Here is a 15,747-nt window from a genome sequence, read left to right as displayed (position 1 = left end):
CGCATCACTTGCCCGCGACCGCCAGCAGGGCCTTGGGGTTGGTGTTCGCGATGGCCAGCAGCGTGCGCGCTGCTCCGCTCGGCTGCTTGCGCCCCTGTTCCCATCCCTGCAAGGTCCGCACGGACACGCCGAGCAGCGCCGCGAACTGGGACTGCGACAGGCCGGTCTTCTTCCGCGCTTCGATGACCGGCGAAGTGACGACCTGCACCTGACCGGACTTCATCTCGCGCACGGCTTGCAGGAGCTCGGAAGCGAGATCCCGCTCGGCTTCGTAGGCAGCGAGCTTCGCCTTACTGAGGGGTTTACTCTTCGAGGGCACGGCGAATCTCCTTCAACTTGGGCCCGGTGAGGTTGTCCGTCTTGGCCTTGGCGTAGAGCGTCAGCAGAACAATTTCACCTTCAGCGGTACGGGTGAAGTAGATGACTCGCACGCCGCCGGACTTGCCTGATCCCGCTCTACCCCAGCGCACCTTGCGGATGCCGCCGGACTCAGGCACGACATCACCAGCGGAGGGATGCTCGGCGATGTATGCCGCGAAGGAACCCCTTTCTTCCTCCGTCCAGTACAGCGGCCACTGCCGCTGGAACAGGAGCGTCTCTACGACGGTGAACAAGGCTTGACTATACGCCTTAGGCGCATATCCCAATACACAGCCTTGGTACCCGAGCAGGCCATCGTCGATCCCTCCCCGCTTCTTGCTGCCCTCGCTCGTGCGTGCACGACGGGCGCCGCGAAGTCTGCTCGAAGTCGCTGCGGCGCGTCGCTTGCGAGTTAGGGAATCGCTCGCTGGACGCCGCGCCCGCCTCCCTTACGGCGCATTCACCCCGATCATGGTCCACGCCCCCGTGCCGCGGCTCGAATAGAACGCTGGCTGCGTCGCCGGTGCCTGGGGCTTCAGCACGACGTCGCAGCGGCCATCGCCGTTGACGTCGGCGAACATCAGCTGCGCCAGCTTCTGCGGCTGCGCATTCAGGAAGCGCCATTGCTGCGTCGTGGCCGAGCGGGCCCACCAGGTGACGCCGGTGGCCATGAAGCTGTCGGCTTTTCCGTCGCCGGCGAAGTCGCAGGACCCCAGCGTGGCCATCGGGTCGGCGCCGAAGACGTTGTCCGGCCGCACGTCGATCGGGTTCGAGATGTTGTCGCCGATGATGCCCAATGAGCCGTTCTGCCCGATCGCGTCGTCGCGGCTGGCATGGCGGAAGACATTGCCGGCGACCACCGCCTTGTCGACCGGGTTGCCGCGCACCTTGATCGCCAGCCCGTCGCTCCACACCTGCTGCGGCTGGCCGTTGACCATCACCGTGCGCCAGCCGCCGGTGTAGAGCACGGTGTTGCGCTCGATGATCAGCGTCTCGCCGGCGCGGCCGCAGCACCAGTCGCTGTCGAAGTGGCCGCGGTCGCCGTGCATGTCGATCTGGTGCGTCTGCCAGCAGATGTTGAGGAAGCCGCAGTGCAGGCCACCACCGGGCAGCACCAGGTTCTCGCGCACGGTGTAGCCGGAGAAGTCGCCGCGGCCGTCCCAGCTGCCGCCGGCGATGGCGTGGCGGTTCTCCTCGAACACGTTGTGTTCGATCAGCGCGTAACCGCCGCCGGTCACCAGCACGCCGTAGCCTTCCTTGCCGCGGTGGCGGTTGTGGTGAAAGTAGTTGCCGCTGATGCGCACCGCGCCGACGTTGGGGTGGGTCAGGCGCCCGGGCAGCGGCCCGTCGCCGGCATCGCCCACTTCGACGCCGATGCCGCTCCACTTCGAGATCTCCATGTTGGAAACCACGATGCTGGTGATCGGTGCCGAGGTGGCGGAGCCGAAAGGCCAGATGCGGATCGCGCCCTCGACGTTGTGGTCGTCGTCGTCGCCGATGCCCGCGGTCGGCCCTTCGAGGCGGAAGCCGGCGATCTTCACCTTGTCCGAGCGGATCAGGAACAGCGATTTGCCGGGCCCGCGCCGGTCGGTGACGAAGATGCGCGGCCCGAGGGATCGCGCCCCGCGCTCGCAGCCCGGCGCGGCGACCAGGCTGCGGTTGTCGGTGAGCATCAGGTTGGCCTGGCCGGTCAGGTCGAGGTCGACGTTGCACAGCTCGATGACCTGCGTCGGATTGGCGTTGCTCGCATCGAGCACCCCGAGCAGCGCCTGCACCGGCCGCTGCGTCGTGGCATCGATGGTCATGCGCGTGGGATAACGCACGGTGACGTTGACCCGCGCGGTGCGCAGCAGCGCACGCTGGCCGAGGCCGGTCCACATCAGCTTCAGCGTGCTCTGCTCGCTGCGCGGCGGCCGGTCGGTGCGCGTGCCGGTGGCCGGCACCACGGCGCCGTCGAGCTCCAGGCTCAGGCCCTTGCAGCCGGCGGGCGCCGAGAGTGACCACGTCACGGTGCGCGGGTTCGGAAAGACGACTTCGCTCGCGGAGCTGGTCAGCTTGACGACCGCCGCATCGGTGCACGGCGGCGGACCCGAAGGTCCGTCCGGGGTCACCGGCGGCAGGGCATGGACCGCGGTGCCCGCCGAGAGAGCGAGCGCCGCGAGGAGCCGACGCATCGGTGTCATCGTGCGCCCCGCTTTCATCGGGACACCTTCGGGCTGCGCCCTCCGGTATTCGCCCTTCGGGCGGCCGAGCGGGCTCATGCGATCACCACGCCGCCGGTGCCGCCGACCACCACGCCACCGGCGCGGCACTTCGCCAGCGCGGCACGCGCCGCATCCAGCGCGGCCAGTGCCGGTTCGAGGTCTTCCTTGCGGATCTTCTCGATCAGCTCGTTGAGGTCGCCGCCGTTGAAGTCCTCCTGCAGCTCGTCGATCTCGCGCTGGAATGCGTCCACCTGGTCCTGCGCGGCCTTCACCGCGTCGACCCTGGCCTGGCAGCGGTCGCGCACGACGCGCCGCGTCTGGAAACGGCCGCGCAGCTCGTAGAGGTCGGTCACGGTCTTGTTGCTGCTGCCGGTCTTGCGCACCAGCAGCGTCGAGAACGGCTGGTCGATCACCGCGCCGGCGCTGGTCGTCAGCTGGCTGAAGCGCAGGTGGGACACCGCGATCTCGTCGTCGAGGTTCAGCGTGCCGATCAGCACGCGCAGCTTCTCGCCGGCGGTCAGGTTGTTCTTGATCGCCGCGCGCACCGCGTCGCCGACCTGCGTCTTCACTTCGGCGATGGCGCCGTTGACGACAGTGGCATCGTTGCTCTGCAGCCGCAGCAGCCGGTCCAGCGTGCCGACGGCCTTCGGCACCTCGGTGCGGAAGGCGATGTAGCCCTGCTTGACGGCGCGCTCGGGCGTCTCGTCGTGCTCCAGCAGCGCGATCACCAGGATCACGTTGTGCATGCTCAGGTTGTCGGAGAAGCGGAAGGTGAAGCTGCGCTGGCCCTGTGGCACCGGCGCGGAATCGCCGCGCTTCATGTCCTGCTTGACCACGGCGCGTGCGAACTGCTCGGCCGGGTGCAACGAGCTCAGCAGCTGCGGCGTGGCGAGCGTCTCGTCGTCCACGCGCAGCAGCACGGGCCACAGGTAGGGCTCGGAGTGGCCGGTGCCGTCGCTCTCTTTCGAGCAGGTCAGCGTGTCGAGGGTGATGATGGCGTCGATGGGCATGGAAGGCTCCCTGGGGTGAAGACGGCGGAACGAAGCAGCCGCTGCGGCCGGTGTGCGGTTCCGCCTGGGGCCGCACACGACCGCACCTACGGGGCCGCGATGCAGGCCGCGTCCCCCTAGGTCCGTCGCCGTCGCCGCGCGGGTGGCTTTGGTCATGCGGGTCCGTCGGGCGGCGGAATGCGCGCCGGATTTCGCGAACCCGCACGACCGTGCTTCTGCACAATCCGGCGCGTCGCCGTCGTCACGAGGTTCGCCACCATGAAGATCGCCGCCCCGCTGCTGTCCACCATCACCACCGTGCTGCTGGCCGTCACGCCGGCCGCGCAGGCCCAAGAGAACATCGACCTCGGCCAGGGCTACCTCTGCTGCAACATGCTCGCCAGCGGCACCTGGATCTCCGACCAGAACTACCGCGGCGACACCAGCAAGGTGATGATTCCCTTCGGCACGCCGCTGCGCCACGCCGGCTGGGGCCGCAGCCGCATGCAGGTGGACATCGAGGGCCGGCGCCTGGAGATCGGCAACGACTACAGCCGCAACCTCTCGATGGAAGAGTTCGGCCGCCGCTACCTGGTGCAGAAGGACCCGCGCAAGCAGCCGGCCTACACCGGCGCGTCGGCGAAGGTGCAGAAGATGATCGAGACGGCCCGCGTCACCCGCGGCATGACGCGCGCGCAGGTGATCATCTCGCTGGGCTACCCCACCGCCAACGACAACCCGGTGCTCGAAGCCACGCCGTGGAAATACGCGGCCTACAACGGCCCGTTCAGCGTGCACTTCGATGCCAAGGGCCTGGTGACCAACGTGCACGCCGATCCCGAGACGCTGAAGCAGGTGTACACGCCCTGACCCCACGCGCAGCGCAGACGGCACAACCCGCCACGCCCGCCGAACCGGTCACCCGAGGAGATTCGATGCACCGCCTCGCCACCCGCCTGCTGCTCACCGCGCTCGGCGCGTTGTCCATCTGGGCCGGCGCCAGCGCGACGGCACACGCGCAGTCGCTGTCGCAGATTGCCGCGATGAACATGGCCTTCGACCAGCAGCAGGCGGCGATGCTCGCCAACATGCAGCGCCAGACCGCGATGGCGCAGCAGCGGCTGTGGCAGCAGCACCTGCAGATGAACGGCCCGCGGCTGCGTTACCAGTACCAGCAGCTGCTGGCCTCGGGCAACCGCTCGGTCACCTTCGAGCAGTTCGCCTACTGGGACCTGATGACCGCCGCCGGCACCAACGTGCAGGGCGCGCTTGCCGCGCAGCGCGCGCAGTTCGAAGGCAACCAGGCCGCCTACCGCACGGTGCAGCAGGCGCATTCCAGCTACAACGCGGCGATGGCGGCGAACAGCGCGCGCCAGTCGGCCGCGGTGGCGAACTACACCAACCAGGCCATCCGCGGCGTCGGGCCCTACGTCGACTCGCAGACCGGCGCGCGGCAGATGCTGCCGCACCACCTGTCGGCCGGCGAGGTCTACCGCGACGGGCACAACGCCTACGCGCAGGACGCGCAGGGCACCTACCACCGCTGGACGCCCAACGGCTGGGTGCGCATGGACGCGGCGCGCTGAGCGAGGCCCGCGGTGCGTGACGCCGCCCGTTCGCCGATCGCGATGCGCCTGGCCGGCCTGCTGCTGCCGCTGCTGATCGCCGCCTGCGCCGCGCCGCCGCAGACGCCGCGCGCGCTGACGCCGGAAACGCCGCAGACGTCGCCGCCCGAGTCCGCGCCGTCGACCGAGCCGGCGTCGGTCCGCCTCGAACGCCTGGCCCGCACCACGCTGCGCGCCCCCCTCGAGCTCTTGCCCACCAGCGAGGCGCCGGGCGCCGAGATCGGCCCGCGCCAGGACCGCCTGGAGCCCGGCTTCACCGCCGAGCACCGTGCGCGCCAGCGCCGGCACCATGAAGCGGCGCTCGCCGAGTTGCGCACGATCGCCCTGTCGCAGCTGAATGCCACCGATCGCCTGACGCACCGGCTGCTCCAGCGCGAGGCCGAGCTCGGCCTCGCCGGCCTTGACCTGCCGCTGCCGCAGCACACGCTGCTGATCCCGGTGGACGGCGGCATCGCGGTCGACCTGGTCAAGCTGGCGGGGCGGCAGCCGATGCGCCACGAAGCCGATGCACGCGCGTGGTTCCGGCGCCTGGCGCGTTATCCGGCTTTCTTCGATGCCGCGGTGCAGGTGCTGAAGGACGGCATCGCGACGGGCCAGACGATTCCCCGCCCGGTGGTCGAACGTTGCCTCGTGCAGCTGGACGCACTGGCACCGGCGGACGACGATCCGACGGGCAGCGCGCTGTGGTCGCCGATCACGCGCCTGCCCGCGTCGCTCGACGCCGCGACCCGCGGCGCGCTGCAGGCCGAGTACCGCCACCTGCTGGCCGCCGACGTGCTGCCCGCGGCGCGCCGGCTGACGCAGTTCGTCCGCACCGAGTACCTGCCGCACGCGCGCACCAGTGCCGGCCTTGGCGCGCTGCCGGGCGGCGCCGCGATCTACCGCCACCAGATCCGCCGCCATGCCACCGTCGACATGGGCCCGGACCGCATCCACGAGCTCGGGCTGCAGGAGGTGAAGCGCATCCAGGGCCTGCTGGCACCGGCGATGTCGGGCATCGGCTACAGCGGCCGCCTGTCCGACTTTCGCGGCTGGCTGCGGCAGCAGCCCGAGTACTACCCGTTCAAGGCGCCGCAGGACGTGCTGGACCACCTGAACCGCCTGCACGCGCGCATCCTGCCCAGGTTGCCGGCGCTGTTCGGCCAGCTGCCGAAGGCGCGGCTGGAGATCCGCCCGACCGACCCGGCCATCGCCGCCTCGGCGCCGGCGCAGTGGTACCCGCCGTCGAGCGACGGCACGCGGCCCGGCATCTTCGCGCTGCCCATCATGGATGCCGAGCGGCGCTCCACCCTCGGCCTGGCCTCGCTGCTGCTGCACGAGGGCATGCCCGGCCACCACCTCGACGGCACGCTGCGGCGCGAGCTCGGGCTGCCCGCCTACCGCCGCCAGCTGTGGATCAGCGCCTTCGGCGAAGGCTGGGCGCTGTACGCCGAATCGCTGGGCCATGAGCTCGGGCTGTACGACGAGCCGGCCGCGCTGTTGGGACGTTATCTCGACGAGCTCTACCGCGCCGGCCGGCTGGTGGCCGACACCGGCCTGCATGCCAAGGGCTGGACGCGTGCGCAGGCGATCCGCTACCTCGTCGACGAATGCGCGCAGACCCCGGGCAACGCCGCGAACGAGGTCGACCGCTACCTGGCCTGGCCGGCGCAGGCGCTGGGCTACAAGCTGGGCGAGATGACGATCACCACGCTGCGCCGCAGCGCCGAGCGGCAGTTGGGCCCGCGCTTCGACCTGCGCGCCTTCCACGACGCGCTGCTCGCCCAGGGCCACCTGCCGCTGGACCTGCTGCGCGAGCGCATGAATGCCTGGATCGCTGCCGGCGGGCGCTGAAGCGGGTAGGCTCCGGAGCCGGACCACACACCCCGAAGGGAGCCCGCATGGGCGTCATCGACCAGCGCGTGATCAACATCGCCGACCTGAAGCTCGAACGCTCGCAACGCGGCGAGGCCTACGACACCCAGTGCGCCCGCATCGGCCCGCTGGTCGGTGCGAAGGACCTGGGCTACGGCTACGACATCGTGCCGCCGGGCAAGCGCTCGTGCCCGTTCCACAGCCACCGCGCCGAGGAGGAGATGTTCTTCATCGTGCGCGGCCGCGGACTGCTGCGCTACGGCAGCGAGACCCGCGCGATCAAGGCCGGCGACGTGATCTGCTGCCCCACCGGCGGCCCCGAGACGGCGCACCAGATCATCAACGACTCCGACGAGGAGCTTGCCTACCTGTCGATCAGCACGCAGAGCCCGGTGGAGGTCTGCGAGTACCCCGACTCGCAGAAGATCGCGGCTTATGCCGAGGGCATGCAAGGTCACCTGTCGCGCCGCACGGCGGGGCTGGACTACTGGGACGGCGAGCCCGGCGGGCCGGGGCCGAACGCGGGTGCTGCCTAGGGCCTGTTAACGCGATGGGAGGGCCCTAGTTCGGGCGACGCGAGCGCACGCTGAACCGCACGCCGTCGAAGCCCGCACGGTTGCCGCAGTACAGGCGCCGGCATGCGGCGCGCTCGTCCGACAGCACCAGGTCGTCTGCGATCGAGCGAACCCGCAACTCGCACGCCGGGCCGGACGCCACCGCTTCGGTGTAGCGCAGCGAGCCGTCCGGCGCCGACTGCGCCGGGCCGCTGAGGTCGCACAGATGGCCGCCCGCCCACTCCAGGTGGATGCGCAGCTGGAAGCCGCCCGCCGCGGGGCGCGAGATCTCCAGCGTGTTCAGCGCCGCTTTTGCGCGCGTCGACGAGGGCACGCTGCCGACCCGGCCCGTGTAGCGTCCGGCCGCGGGCGGCCGGCTCGCGCCGCCACCCTCATCCGCCCGCGCCGCTGCAGCCGGCAGCACGGCCAGCAGCAGCGCCAGCGCCCCCGGCCCGAGGCATCGCATCACTGCGCCGCCATCGCGCGCTCGATCTCGGTGGCGCCGTCCAGGAACCATTGCGCCACCCGGGCGTTTCGTGTCGGACTGATGGCGCCGCGCCGGCAATGCTGGGCCGCGAAACGCCAGCGCTGCGCCAGCGTCTTGCCGTCGTGCGGCTTGATGCCCTTGATGGCCGGCGCGAAGTTGCCCTGGAAGGTCGAGAAGCCGCCGCAGTTGAAGGCGATGTCGACCAGCCCGGCCTGGCAGGACACGGGATAGCTGTCGAAGTCCGGGAACTCCCGCTTCGCGATGGCCAGGTGCGCTTGCAGGTCGGCGGCGAAGATCGCATCGATCGCCGCCGCTTCCAGCTCCAGCGTGGTGTAGGCGGCCAACTGCTCCGGACCGAACTTGCCGAGGCCGGTGTGCTTGTCGAGGAAGGCGTAGTCGTTCGCGATCTCCGCCGGCGTGGCGCGAAGGCCGATCACGCGGCGGGTGGCGGCGATCGGAATGCCCCGGTCACCGCCGAGCACGGCCTTGCGCTCGAAGCGCTTGATGACGAACGGCAGCTCGGCCTGGTCCTGGTGCATCTTCAGGTTGTGACCGACCCCGACGGTGACCGCCTTGACGGTGTCCACGTACATGTATGGAATCGTCTTCTCGAACTGCGGTCCCTTGAGCTCGTTCAGGTAGCGCATCAAGGCGGAAGAAATCAGCGCGGCCATCACATCCTCCTGCAACCAGACCGTCTTCTACATCGCGTGGCGCGTGGCGTCATCCTTCATGTGCTGGAATCGTCGGATGAACCGCCCCCTCGACCTGCTGACCTCCGGCATCGCCTCCTCGCTGCGCCTGTGGCGCGGCACCTGGGGCGACCGGCCCGCTGCGAAGACACCGAAGCAGCTGCTGGCGCTGTACGACCGCGAGGACGGTGCCGAATGCCGGCTGGTGCGCGAGGCGCTGACCGAGTTGAACCTCGACGCGATGGTCTACCCCTGCCCCGCGGGCGGCCAACGCTTCGCGGCGCAGCGCCCGGCAACGGCACCCGACAACAGCGACGCACCGGTGCTGGTCGATCCGAACAGCAAGCAGACGCTGGTCGGCGCCGCCACCATCGTGCCCTACCTCTTCGAGCGTTATCTCGATCGCGACGTGCCGCTGGCGATGCGGGCCTCGCTGCCCAACCTGCTGGCGGCGCGGCTGGCGGGCCTGGTGCGCAGCCCGCTGGGCCTGTCCGCACGCCCATCGATCGCACCCGAGCAGCCGCTGGTGCTGTACAGCTTCGAATCCAGCCCGTACTCGCGGCCGGTGCGCGAGCGCCTGTGCGAGCTGGAACTGCCGTACCAGCTGATCAACCTGGGCAAGGGGCAGTGGTCGGACATGGGCCCGTCGGCCCCGCGCGTGCTGGCGCCGGCCCGCTACAAGCCTGTGCCCGGCACCAAGCGCGACGCCTTCTTCCAGCGGCACGGCAAGGTGCAGGTGCCTTACCTGATCGACCCGAACCACGGCGTCGAGATGTTCGAGTCGCAGGCGATCCTGGCGTACCTGGAGCGCACGTACGCAGCGTGACTCGACGCGCGCTCAAGTCGCCGTAGCCGCGACCACCTTGGGCGACGCCAGCAGCTTCGCCGCATCCGCGGCCGCCAGCGGGCGGCTCGCCAGGTAGCCCTGGTACTGGTCGCAGCCCAGCACGCGCAGGTACTGCAGCTGGTGCGGCGTCTCGACGCCTTCGGCGATCACCTTCAGCTTCAGGCTGCGCGCCATCGAGATCACCGCGCGCACGATGGCCGCGTCGTCGGCATCGGCGCCGGTGCCGCCGCGGATGTCCATCACGAACGAGCGGTCGATCTTCAGCGTGTCCACCGGCAGGCGCTTCAGGTAGCTCAGGCTCGAGTAACCGGTGCCGAAGTCGTCGATCGCCAGCCGCAGGCCGAGCTGGGACAGCTGCTGCAGCGTGGTGATGACCTCGTCGGTCTTGTTCATCAGGCTGCCTTCGGTGATCTCGAATTCCAGCGCGCTGGCATCGACGCCGGTCTCGTACAGCACGGCGGCGATGCGCTCGACCAGCGCCTTGTGGTGCACCTGGATCGCCGACAGGTTGATCGCCAGCGTCGGCACGCGCAGCCCCGCGGCGGCCCAGGCGCGGATCTGCTCGCAGGCGCTGCGGATCACCCATTCGCCGATCGGCACGATCAGCCCCGAGCTCTCGGCCAGCGGGATGAACTGCATCGGCGAGACCAGCCCGCGCTGCGGGTGCTGCCAGCGCAGAAGCACCTCCATGGCCTCGATGCGGCCGCTGTCCATGCCGATGATCGGCTGGAAGTTCAGCAGCAGCTCGCCGCGCTCGGCCGCGCCGCGCAGCTCGGACACCATCGTGTAGCGGTCGGTCGCCAGCTGGTTCATGTGCGGCGCGAAGAAGGTGTAGTGGTTGCGGCCCGAATCCTTCACCTGGTACATCGCCGCATCGCTGTTCTTCAGCAGCGTGTCGGCGTCGTGGCCGTCATCCGGGAACACCGCGATGCCGATGCTCGAGCCGACGAAGAGCTCGCGCCCGTCGACCATGAAGGGCAGCGCCAGCCGGTTCTGCACGCGCTCGGCCATCACGCCGGCGGCCTGCGCGTCCTGCAGGTGCGGCAGGAAGACGATGAACTCGTCGCCGCCGTGGCGCGCCACGGTGTCCTCGCCACGCACGCAGGCCTGCAGACGCCGCGCCACCTCCACCAGCACGATGTCGCCGGTCTTGTGGCCCAGCGAATCGTTGACCGCCTTGAACTGGTCGAGGTCGATGAACAGCACCGCCGCCTGCGCATGCGCGCGCTTGTCGGCTTCCAGCGCCTGGTGGATGCGGTCGTGCAGCAGCGCGCGGTTGACGAGGCCGGTCAGGCTGTCGTGCGTGGCCATGCGCAGCATGTCCTGCTCGGCGCGCTTGCGCTCGGTGATGTCGATGCAGATCGACAGGTAGCGGTCGACCTGGCCGCCGGCATCGGTCAGCGGCACGATGGCCGAATCCACCCAGTAGAGCTCGCCGGTCTTCGCGCGGTTGCAGATCGCGCCGCGCCAGATCTCGCCGCGTTCCAGCGTGTGCCACATGTGGGCGAAGAACTCGGGCGCGTGCGTGCCGGAGTTCAGCACGCGGTGGTCCTGGCCGATCAGCTCGTGGCGCGCGTAGCCGCTGACCGCCAGCAGCCGGTGGTTGACCTGCACGATGCGGCCGGCGCGGTCGGCCACCGAGACGATGGCGTGCTGGTCGATCGCCTGCATGTAGGTCGACAGCTCGGCGAACGCGCGTTCGACGCCCTGGCGCGCCTGCAGCAGTTCGTTGGCCGTGCGCGCTTCGAGCTCGCGGCTCTTCAGCTGGCCCTCGGTCTCGCGCAGGCTGCGTTCCTGGCGCGCCAGCCGCCAGTTGAACCAGAACATCGCCGAGAAGCTGGCGACCAGGATGGCGAAGATGAACACCGCCGTCTCGTTGATCTGCGTGCCGGCCAGCGCCTGGGCCTTGTCCAGCGGGATGGTGATGGACAGCGCGCCCAGCAGCTGGTGCTGCTGCCACTGCTTGCCGGTGGGCACGCCGTCGGCCACCCGGCGCGCCAGGATGTCCGGCCGCTTCTCATAGGCGTTATGGCAGGCCGCGCAGGACTGCTGCGACGCGGCATCGGCCGACAGGTAGCGCAGCACGCGCTGGCCGTCGGGGGCGGTCTCGATGCGCGACACCGCCTTCCACTCGATCGGCGCCTTGGGCGCGGGTCGGTCCTGCGCTTCCAGCTGCGGCCAGGCCCAGCGCAGGAACTCGTCGGTCAGCCCCTGCGTCGGCTCCAGGTTCCAGCGGCTGACCGGCTTGTACTCGTACAGCCGTGCCGAGTTCTCCGACGACGCCCGGCCGACCATCTTCAGGAACTGCGCCGGAATCGGCACATGGCCGGGCATCTTGTCCCAGTCGACGTTCGGCCCGAAGCCGTCGCGGGACAGCTTGTTCGCCACCTCGCTGGAATAGACCGACCGGGCGGTCGTCGCCTGGCTGGCGACGATCTCGGCCACGGTCAGCGCCTGGTGCTCGATGGTGCTGTTCACCGCATGCCGCACCACCAGGTAGCCGCCGGCCGACGCGAGCGCGAACACGCCGATCAGCACGGACAAGGTATGCAAGCCTTGAGTCTTGCGGACAGCGCTCACCGGGGTACTGCTTTCATGGGTGTCGGGCCGGACCGTGTGCCCGCCGCCTGCCCGCGCCCACGTCGGCGCGGCCCGGCAGGACGGCGTTCCTCGACTATCGGCGAACCGGCGGGGCACTTGAGGTGGGTCAAGCCCGGGGTGCCTGCCGCGGAGCGTGACCGAATCCGGTCCGCGCGGGGCGCCGCAGCGCCGGCGCCCTGGGACTGCTCGCCCGCGCCAGCCTTCGGGTATCGGCGCCACCCCGGGTTCAGGCTGCCCGCCATGGGACTGGCGCCTTCTTCCGGTCAACGCCGGGCGGCGCCCTCGGAGAACAACCGTGCCAGCGCCGCGCACTCCGGTTGGTCGTCCCACGCCCGGTCCGGTGCGAGGATGTGGCGGGTGACGAGGTAACCCAGGTTCAGCGACAGGAAGGCCCGCACGAGCGTGTCGGCCGCGATGTCGCGCCGCAGCCGGCCTTCCGCCTGCAGCCGCCGGACCAGGCCGAGCAGCGGCTCCCAGACGGCCGGCCGCCACGCGTCTTCGAAACGCCGGCGCAGCAGCTGGTCGCGCAGCAACTCGACGAGCAACAGCCCGGTCAATTCAGGGCTCGCGCCGATCACCTGCGAGCGGTTGATCAGCAGCGCCTCGTGCCATGCGACGAAGTCCTCGCCATTCGCGTCGATCACGCGGCGCAGCGCGTCCAGCGAGGTCGGCGCCAGGTGCGGCAGCACGGCCTGCGCGATCACCGCCTCCACCAGGCCTTCCTTGGAGCCGAAGTGCTTGAACAGCGTGCGCTCGGTGGTGCCCGCCTCGGCCGCGATCTCGCGCGTCGTCGTCTGCGCGACGCCTTGGCGAGCGAACAGGCGCACCGCCGTCCACAGGATGTCGACATGCTTCGTCGGTGCCGGGCCGCGCCGCGGCGAAGGGGTGGGTTCGGACATGCGCCAAGTGTATAGCGATCACTTGATAGAAGTGCCAGCCGTCTGTATAGTCTCTGCTATACCTTCACGGAAGCCGCCCATGACGGACCTCGCCCTGCAACCCGGGCCAGCCGATGCCACGCCTTTGCAGGCGGTGCCGGCCTATCCCGCGTCACGCTCGTGCCCGCCGGAGCCGTGGCCCGTGCCCTTCCCGCTCAAGGGGCTGGGCAGCGCGCGCTTCGGCGCCGAAACGCTGGCCGATGGCCGGCGCAGCTACTGGATCGAGCATGACACGGTGCGCGGCGTCACGCCGCGCATGCTGGCCTGGTGGTTCGCCCACCTGGAAGGCGACGTCGTCATCGCCGGGCGGCGCGTGAACCGCTACCGCGCCTGGCATCCCTACGACCACGTGCATGCGAGCTACGCGCGGCGCTGCCCGGACGGCAGCATCGGGCCGGGCGCGCAGATCCGGCTGCGCGAGTTCCTCAACGGCGACCCGCGCTATCCGGTCCACACCGTCACGACGATCGAGAAGCTCGACGAAGAGGGCTTCATCCACAACCCGAGCCTGCATGGCATCCCGGGCCTCGTACGCATGGAGTACCGCTTCGAGCGCGTCGCCGGTGGCACGCGCTACGTCAACCGGCTGCTGATCGGCGGAATCGACGGCTGGCGACGCGCCATCAGCCCGTTCATCCAGCGCTTCGGTTTCGGGGAATCGCGCGGGCAGGCCTGGCTGCGGCACAACATCGAGGAGGTCGGCCTCTTCGAGCACATCCTGCCGCCGCTCTACCGCCAGGAGACCGGCCTGCAGGACTGATGCGACGGCGCGACCGCCGGGCCGCGCCCTCGCCGCATTCGTCCGCCGTCCGCCGTCAGCGTCCTGCGCTCAGCGGTACACCGCATCGCGCAGGAACAGCGCGAGGCCCGGCACGTAGGTGATCACCATCAGGCAGCCCAGCACCACCAGCACGAAGGGCACCAGCTGGGTGACGATGCGGTCCAGCGAGATGCGGGCGACGGTGCAGGCCGCGAACAGGTTGACGCCGAAGGGCGGCGTGATCATGCCCAGCGCCAGGTTCACCACCATCACGATGCCGAAGTGCACCGGGTCGATGCCGAAGAACTGCGCCACCGGCGCGAGGATGGGCGCCAGCACGATGATGGCGGCGCTGGTCTCGATGAACATGCCGATGATGAACAGCGCCGCGTTCACGCCCAGCAGGAAGAGGGCCGGGCTCTGCAGCACCTCCTTCAGCCACAGGCCGATGGCCTCGGGCACGCCGGCGCGGGTGATCAGGTACGCGAACAGGCCCGCGTTGGCGATGACGAACATGATCACCGACGACGAGATCACCGACTTCTTCAGGATCGCGACCAGGTCGGCGAGGCGGATCTCGCGGTAGATGAGCATGCCCACCACCAGCGCGTAGAACACCGCCACCGCCGACGCCTCGGTCGGCGTGAAGATGCCGCCGTAGATGCCGCCCAGGATGATCACCGGCATCAGCAGCGCCCAGCCGGCCTGCCAGGTGGCCCGGCCCACCGGCAGCCGCCCCTCGCCATCGGCTTTGCCCCAGCCCTTGCGCTTGCACCACAGCCAGACGAACCCCATCAGCGCGCCGCCGATCAACAGGCCCGGGCCGAAGCCGGCGATGAACAGCTCGCCGATGGACACCTCGGCCGCCACGCCGTACAGGATCATCGGAATCGACGGCGGGATGATCACGCCCAGCTCGGCGCTGCTGGCCTGCAGCGCGGCGGCCCAGCTCGTCGGGTAGCCGTGCTTGATCAGCGCCGGGATCAGGATGGCGCCGATGGCGAAGGTGGTGGCCACGCTGGAGCCCGACACCGCGGCGAAGATCATGCAGGTCAGCACGCAGGTCATCGGCAGGCCGCCCTGCACGCCGCCGACCAGGCTCTTCGCGAACTCCACCAGCCGCCGGCTGATGCCGCCCGTCTCCATCAGGTTGCCGGCGAGGATGAAGAACGGAATCGCCGCCAGCGGAAACTTGTTGATCGAGGAGAACATCTCCTTGACCGAGACCAGCATGTTGACGTGGCTGACCTGGATGCCCACCAGCGCCGCCAGCCCGATCGACACCGCCACCGAGATGGTGAGCGCGAAGCACAGCACCATCGTCAGGACCATCGCGGTGGTCATTGCGCGGTCTCCAGCTCCATGCGCTGCGGGTCGAGCCAGTGGCCGACGATCGCGACGACGCAGAACACGCCGCCCACCGGCATGGCCAGGTAGGCCCAGAACATCGAGACGTCCTCGAGGCCGATGACGCTCTGCACGCTGCCGCGGCGGGCGTAGTCCCAGCCCACCACGATGATCACCAACACCAGCCCCAGCGCGGCCAGCGACACCAGCGTATCCAGCACGCGGCGCAGGCGCTGCCCGCTCCAGCGGTACAGCACGTCCACGCTGACCATCGCGCCGATGCGGAACGCGAGCGGGATGCCGAGGAAGACCATCCAGATCAGGCTGAAGCGGATCAGCACCTCGGTCCACTCGGCGGGCCGCTCGATGATGAAGCGGGTGACGATCTGCCACATGCCGAGCGCCGACGCGATGACCAGCATCGCGCAGGCGCCCGTGGTGGCCAGCGCGGTGGCGTAGTGCTCGAAGCGCAGGATGGCGCCGCGCACG

At 69.9% G+C, this 15,747-nt stretch carries 16 protein-coding genes; 6 read left to right on the top strand and 10 right to left on the bottom strand.

Annotated elements, in window-relative coordinates; translation table 11 throughout:
* Positions 1-4 precede the first annotated feature (4 nt).
* The 4 genes from P1K89_RS25065 to P1K89_RS25050 form a co-directional block, all read right to left on the bottom strand.
* Positions 5-319, bottom strand: coding sequence for a helix-turn-helix domain-containing protein (locus P1K89_RS25065; protein WP_284619250.1), 315 nt, complete (start codon positions 317-319; stop codon positions 5-7).
* Complete coding sequence (locus P1K89_RS25060; protein WP_284619249.1) at positions 303-614, bottom strand: type II toxin-antitoxin system RelE/ParE family toxin; 312 nt, start codon at positions 612-614, stop codon at positions 303-305. The genes P1K89_RS25065 and P1K89_RS25060 overlap by 17 nt, the downstream gene beginning before the upstream one ends.
* Before the next feature lie 195 nt (positions 615-809).
* Complete coding sequence (locus P1K89_RS25055; RefSeq protein WP_284619248.1) at positions 810-2,534, bottom strand: right-handed parallel beta-helix repeat-containing protein; 1,725 nt, start codon at positions 2,532-2,534, stop codon at positions 810-812.
* A gap of 83 nt (positions 2,535-2,617) precedes the next feature.
* Positions 2,618-3,574: a hypothetical protein gene (locus tag P1K89_RS25050; protein WP_284619247.1), complete on the bottom strand. Its 957-nt coding sequence runs from the start codon at positions 3,572-3,574 to the stop codon at positions 2,618-2,620.
* Between the two features lie 258 nt (positions 3,575-3,832).
* On the opposite strand from P1K89_RS25050, the gene P1K89_RS25045 reads away from it, so the two are divergent.
* From P1K89_RS25045 to P1K89_RS25030, 4 genes are all read left to right on the top strand, one after another.
* A complete protein-coding gene (locus P1K89_RS25045) occupies positions 3,833-4,423 on the top strand; it encodes a hypothetical protein (RefSeq protein WP_284619246.1) in 591 nt (196 codons plus the stop codon).
* 65 nt (positions 4,424-4,488) lie between these two features.
* Complete coding sequence (locus P1K89_RS25040; protein ID WP_284619245.1) at positions 4,489-5,139, top strand: hypothetical protein; 651 nt, start codon at positions 4,489-4,491, stop codon at positions 5,137-5,139.
* A 12-nt stretch (positions 5,140-5,151) separates the two neighbouring features.
* Positions 5,152-7,011 (top strand): DUF885 domain-containing protein, encoded by a 1,860-nt coding sequence (locus P1K89_RS25035; RefSeq protein ID WP_284619244.1) that lies wholly within the window; start codon positions 5,152-5,154, stop codon positions 7,009-7,011.
* A gap of 47 nt (positions 7,012-7,058) precedes the next feature.
* Complete coding sequence (locus P1K89_RS25030; protein WP_284619243.1) at positions 7,059-7,568, top strand: cupin domain-containing protein; 510 nt, start codon at positions 7,059-7,061, stop codon at positions 7,566-7,568.
* Positions 7,569-7,593: 25 nt separating this feature from the next.
* Here P1K89_RS25030 and P1K89_RS25025 read toward each other — a convergent pair whose 3' ends face one another.
* Positions 7,594-8,052: a hypothetical protein gene (locus P1K89_RS25025; protein ID WP_284619242.1), complete on the bottom strand. Its 459-nt coding sequence runs from the start codon at positions 8,050-8,052 to the stop codon at positions 7,594-7,596.
* Complete coding sequence (locus P1K89_RS25020) at positions 8,052-8,747, bottom strand: hypothetical protein (protein WP_284619241.1); 696 nt, start codon at positions 8,745-8,747, stop codon at positions 8,052-8,054. Before P1K89_RS25020 ends, P1K89_RS25025 begins: the two co-directional genes overlap by 1 nt.
* A 76-nt stretch (positions 8,748-8,823) precedes the next feature.
* Here P1K89_RS25020 and P1K89_RS25015 point away from each other — a divergent pair, with 76 nt between their 5' ends.
* Positions 8,824-9,591 carry a glutathione S-transferase N-terminal domain-containing protein gene (locus P1K89_RS25015; RefSeq protein WP_284619240.1) on the top strand — a complete coding sequence of 256 codons (768 nt, stop codon included), beginning with the start codon at positions 8,824-8,826 and terminating at the stop codon, positions 9,589-9,591.
* Positions 9,592-9,603: 12 nt separating this feature from the next.
* On the opposite strand, the gene P1K89_RS25010 is transcribed toward P1K89_RS25015, so the two are convergent.
* Both P1K89_RS25010 and P1K89_RS25005 read right to left on the bottom strand, forming a co-directional pair.
* A complete protein-coding gene (locus P1K89_RS25010) occupies positions 9,604-12,165 on the bottom strand; it encodes an EAL domain-containing protein (RefSeq protein WP_284619239.1) in 2,562 nt (853 codons plus the stop codon).
* Positions 12,166-12,476: 311 nt separating this feature from the next.
* Positions 12,477-13,112, bottom strand: a complete 636-nt coding sequence (locus P1K89_RS25005; RefSeq protein ID WP_284619238.1) for a TetR/AcrR family transcriptional regulator — start codon at positions 13,110-13,112, stop codon at positions 12,477-12,479.
* A gap of 79 nt (positions 13,113-13,191) precedes the next feature.
* Between P1K89_RS25005 and P1K89_RS25000 the strand changes: the two genes are divergently transcribed.
* Complete coding sequence (locus tag P1K89_RS25000) at positions 13,192-13,911, top strand: DAPG hydrolase family protein (protein ID WP_284619237.1); 720 nt, start codon at positions 13,192-13,194, stop codon at positions 13,909-13,911.
* Between the two features lie 69 nt (positions 13,912-13,980).
* On the opposite strand, the gene P1K89_RS24995 is transcribed toward P1K89_RS25000, so the two are convergent.
* Positions 13,981-15,255: a TRAP transporter large permease gene (locus P1K89_RS24995; protein ID WP_284619236.1), complete on the bottom strand. Its 1,275-nt coding sequence runs from the start codon at positions 15,253-15,255 to the stop codon at positions 13,981-13,983.
* Entirely contained in the window at positions 15,252-15,746 is a 495-nt protein-coding gene (locus P1K89_RS24990) for a TRAP transporter small permease (RefSeq protein WP_439898032.1), read from the bottom strand. The genes P1K89_RS24995 and P1K89_RS24990 overlap by 4 nt, the downstream gene beginning before the upstream one ends.
* Between the last annotated feature and the right edge of the window lies 1 nt (position 15,747).

The sequence above is a fragment of the Aquabacterium humicola genome, from assembly GCF_030167915.1.
GTDB lineage: Bacteria > Pseudomonadota > Gammaproteobacteria > Burkholderiales > Burkholderiaceae_C > Pseudaquabacterium > Pseudaquabacterium humicola.
The sequence above is the reverse complement of the archived record's forward strand: the minus strand, read 5'-3'. Positions and strand labels throughout refer to the sequence as shown.